3 protein-coding genes are annotated in these 4,004 nt (G+C 43.0%); 2 read left to right on the top strand and 1 reads right to left on the bottom strand.

Features of this window, described 5'->3' with window-relative positions:
- The first annotated feature begins 214 nt into the window (after positions 1–214).
- Positions 215–436, top strand: a complete 222-nt coding sequence (locus MHN33_RS23670; protein WP_239401937.1) for a hypothetical protein — start codon at positions 215–217, stop codon at positions 434–436.
- A 664-nt stretch (positions 437–1,100) separates the two neighbouring features.
- Here MHN33_RS23670 and MHN33_RS23665 read toward each other — a convergent pair.
- Complete coding sequence (locus MHN33_RS23665) at positions 1,101–1,871, bottom strand: hypothetical protein (protein ID WP_239401935.1); 771 nt, start codon at positions 1,869–1,871, stop codon at positions 1,101–1,103.
- A 1,053-nt stretch (positions 1,872–2,924) separates the two neighbouring features.
- On the opposite strand from MHN33_RS23665, the gene MHN33_RS24080 reads away from it, so the two are divergent.
- Positions 2,925–3,878 carry a tyrosine-type recombinase/integrase gene (locus MHN33_RS24080; RefSeq protein WP_239401933.1) on the top strand — a complete coding sequence of 318 codons (954 nt, stop codon included), beginning with the start codon at positions 2,925–2,927 and terminating at the stop codon, positions 3,876–3,878.
- Positions 3,879–4,004 lie beyond the last annotated feature (126 nt).

The raw sequence follows: 4,004 nt of genomic DNA, 5'->3' as shown, positions 1-4,004 counted from the left end.
GATAAGAGCTTTATTGTAATCACGCCAGTTAGTGATACGCTTTTCTTTCAAAGTTCAGTCTCGGTGTTTGCTTTTTAGATCTGATCACACAAGGCAAGATTAGTTCAATGATTTAGGAAACAACGCCATTTGGACAATGTAGCGATACAAGTTATATAAACCCCATTTTTAGTACTCGAAGCGACATCGCCCCAACCTGCAGAGCGATATTACCTTGCATATTAAGTTCAGGGGCATACTCGTTGAGTATGCCCCTGTGGATGAGCTACGTGTTGGCACTGAACTAAATCAAATCGATGTTGTTCAGCACCATGCTCACACTGCACAACATCGCCCTGGGGATGACAAGGAGCAACGCCCCAGGGACCAAGACAAGTATGCTGGCATTGTTTCCAGTCACCTCCTGGGTGAGCAACAACCACATGCGCGCATCTGACTCGATCTCCATTGGGATGAGCGGGATGATTGCATTGGTGAGTTATTGTTTCACAGCGTCTGCTGCCACCGGCACAATTCAGAATATTATTTGCACGTTGACGGCCGGATGGATACCCTCGCGAAGAGAAGTGGCCAGCGTTAGCTTGCTCTAAGATAGTTCTACTAATGTCATGATCAAAACCGATTGAAGCCAACTTTCTGGCTGCCCAACAATCGGCTTCCAGCTCTTGTTCAGCAGTACCGCCATAAAACCTTTTCAGTTGACCTAATCGAGTAGTATGTCCGATCAGATGGTGCGCACATTCATGAGCAAGAATGAACACCCTTGATACTGTCCAGTTGCTCATTGCTGCTGGGTCAATATGGATATATTTTCTTCCGTGTTGATCCGTCCTTGCTGAAGCAACTTGAGGGTCTGTCCCGACTACAACAGGCAGACCGCAGAATGCATCATAGCCAGCAAAAACCTCCGCGTTGTTTTGCCATGAAGCGAAAAGTAACAGTAGGCAAACAAAGTAGTTTCTCATATTCAAAACCCTTCCTAAGGAACTTACGTCGTATCATAGTGTGAACAAATTTACCGCTTAACCTAAATCACTGCGTTGTAAATATAAAACTGACTCAGGCTAAGAATTGCGCTTTAACACATGCTGTGCTTAGCCTCACCACTTAGCAAACCATTTCTGTTCTTTGAAGTAGACAGGAAAGGCTTTAAAAGCAATTGTTGTGGATGCTGGATAGGTGAGGTTTGTTTGCTTGTCTCTTACTACACCACTAGAAAGCTGAGCCTTAACATTCGACAAGAGATCGAAGCCCAACAAAGCCTGTAACTCTGCTGATGATTGCGAACTATAAGTAAAGTCAGCGACAACAAGTTGTTGGAAAGGAATCACCATGCCTTCTCCCATACCAAAGTCGTTAAACTCAGTGATTAACTTGGCTTTATCTTTGTTGACTTCCTTTGATACATCCAAGCCCCCAACCACTTTTCTATATACGGTAAACCGAATTCGTGACTTTCTTAAAGCAGCTATGAACGTTGATGCCTTTATCCCTCTTTTCTTCAGCGTTGCTTCCAGTTCCGCAGAAAGATGGCCAGCAAGCGTCTCTTGAATCTGGTAACTCACCCCTTTTTGCCACTCTATTAAAGATGAAAAGTCATACCCCTTACTTAGCTCGAATAACTGTATGTCTTTACCCCTTTCAGCCCATTCCTGGAGCTCTGGAGCAGAAAGCGGTTTTTCAACGTAGTACAAGCGCCCTATCTCAGCGACCTTTTCGCCATGATAAGATATCAAGTTCATGTTACGTCGTTCAGCTAAGTATTTAAAAAGCCCATTGAGGAAAGAGGCTTCAAAGTCTTCTGCGCTTACATTAAAAGACACCAGGAATGATGTCGACAACATTAGTGTGATAAATTTCCTTGAGTACATATTAACGCTCCTTCGCCATAATCCAGTTAAACATGCCTAATTAGAATGCACTTAGACACATAGCACTGGCTTAACCGGCGAAAAATAGCAGGCTAGGATTGGCGACAAAGGAGCGCAGCCTGCCGTTTTGCCTCCTTGACTGAAGTCCCTGTTAGGTGCTCAATCAAACAAAATGCCAACAAGTTTAATGAAAAACAGTGCACGGAAACCCACAAGGATGACCCACCAAAGACCTTAAGAAAACGATACATTTCTCTGGTCTTCACCTCATTATATGAATCATAGTTGATAGATTTCTCAAAGCCAGTATTCCCTCCAACACCCCAAAACTTTTTAAAATAAGGTAGATTAGTCGAACACACCAGATACAGCGATGCATCTTCACTGGGGTTTGAAATTTGAAAGATTTTCCCAGATAGTTCCTCAACTCTAGTTGGCAGTAAAAAACACGGGCTTTAGCCACCAACCGTCCGGCCGACTAGTCCAAAGCCAAACGCGTCTTACTGTACGCTAAAAGTATGCAAACTGAAGAAAGCTTTCGAGACTTGAAAAGCCCCAATACGGTATGGGTCTGAGAAACAGTAAAAGCCGATGCCCACTCCAGCTCAATATTCTGCTATTACTCGCTATGCAGGCGACGATTATTCTCTTGTGGATCAGCCTGTATGCTCAGCACTCAAGTTGATATAGAAAGTTCAGGCAAATACAATCAGCTATTGTGCTGTTGACTGTCAGACTTGGCAAAGAGGCCAGGCTGCGAAGCGCGATTATGTTTTGATCGGGAAACAACGCTGGACTAAACGCAATTATTTACGTCTGATATATCCGCTGGGAGACCTCAATTGTGAGAAGAATTTGTGGTGAACCCTCTTTTATACTGTGCCACTCAGCCATATGATGTTTCCTACTCGCTGGCTGCTCAACATCCCAGCAATTAGTTAATGCCTAGAAGCCAAATTTCAAAACTCTAAGTCAATAAATTTATACGATTTTTCGTAATATTCTGTTTTAATACCTGCCCTCTATCCGATATCCAGAAACAGACGTATAATTGTGCAAAAAGTAGTAGAAATAACATTTGAATTCATCACCTTATGCAAGGAAAAACGTAAACTTTCAGATCATACCTTAAAAGCCTACCAGATAGATTTAAAGCAATTTTGCGCAGCAGTTAATCCAGAAAAACACATCAATGAAGTTACCAAGTATGACTTAGTCAAGTTTCACCAACGCCTTGTTGACGCAGAGTTGTCAAACACGTCCGTTAAGAGAAAAATGGCTTGCCTCCGCGCCATGTTTCATTGGCTTGAACGTGAAGAAATTATCGACGTGAGTCCATTCCATAAGTTTCAGCTGGATATAAAACTACCAAAGCATCTCCCAAGAAACGTGCCACAGTCAGATCTAAGGCGCTTGTTAAAGCAGGCCCGAAAAACCAGTAAGGACATGCTAAACGACCAGTCCGGCAACTATGAAGTGCGCTCCAAACGCCGTCTCAACGATCTCACTACTCTGGTTGCACTTGAAATAATGATCAGCACCGGTGTGCGAGTTTCAGAACTCTCGGGTATCGATCTGAGCGATATATACATTAATGAAAAGAAAATTAAGATTATGGGCAAAGGCTCTAGAGAACGTTTTGTGTACCTAACCGATCAGGAGATAGTTAAGCTACTTAAGAATTATATCGACAATCGGCCTATATGCGCACCCAACCACTCCCAATTACTCACAAACAGTCGCGGACAGCCCGCCTCAACCCAGTTTCTCAGAAAACTTATTAAGACTCTAAGCCAGCAATCAAATACTCAGCTAAAGGTAACGCCACATATGCTCCGACATAGTGCAGCGTGCGAATTGCTCGAATCCGGCCTTGACATCCGATTTGTGCAAAGGCTGCTAGGCCACAGCAGTATCTCCACCACAGAGAGATACACACACGTAAGCGATAATGTTCTACAGAAGAAAATCACCAAAGCCAACGTAAGGAAAAGAATTGCTAGTTAGTAAGGATAACTAGGAATTATGGGTAGTGAAATACATAGAGTTTTAATAATACTTTCAAGGTTGGAATTCGATACCGATAGTGAAGTAAAATATTTAAAGGACGCAGTTGAATCAATTGATGGGAAA

It is taken from the genome of Pseudoalteromonas sp. OOF1S-7, from assembly GCF_022347765.1.
GTDB lineage: Bacteria > Pseudomonadota > Gammaproteobacteria > Enterobacterales > Alteromonadaceae > Pseudoalteromonas.
The sequence above is the reverse complement of the archived record's forward strand: the minus strand, read 5'-3'. Positions and strand labels throughout refer to the sequence as shown.

Coding starts and splice junctions, on each gene's coding strand:
- MHN33_RS23665 (WP_239401935.1), bottom strand. CDS start 1,871: ATGTACTCAAGGAAATTTATCACACTAATGTTGTCGACATCATTCCTG.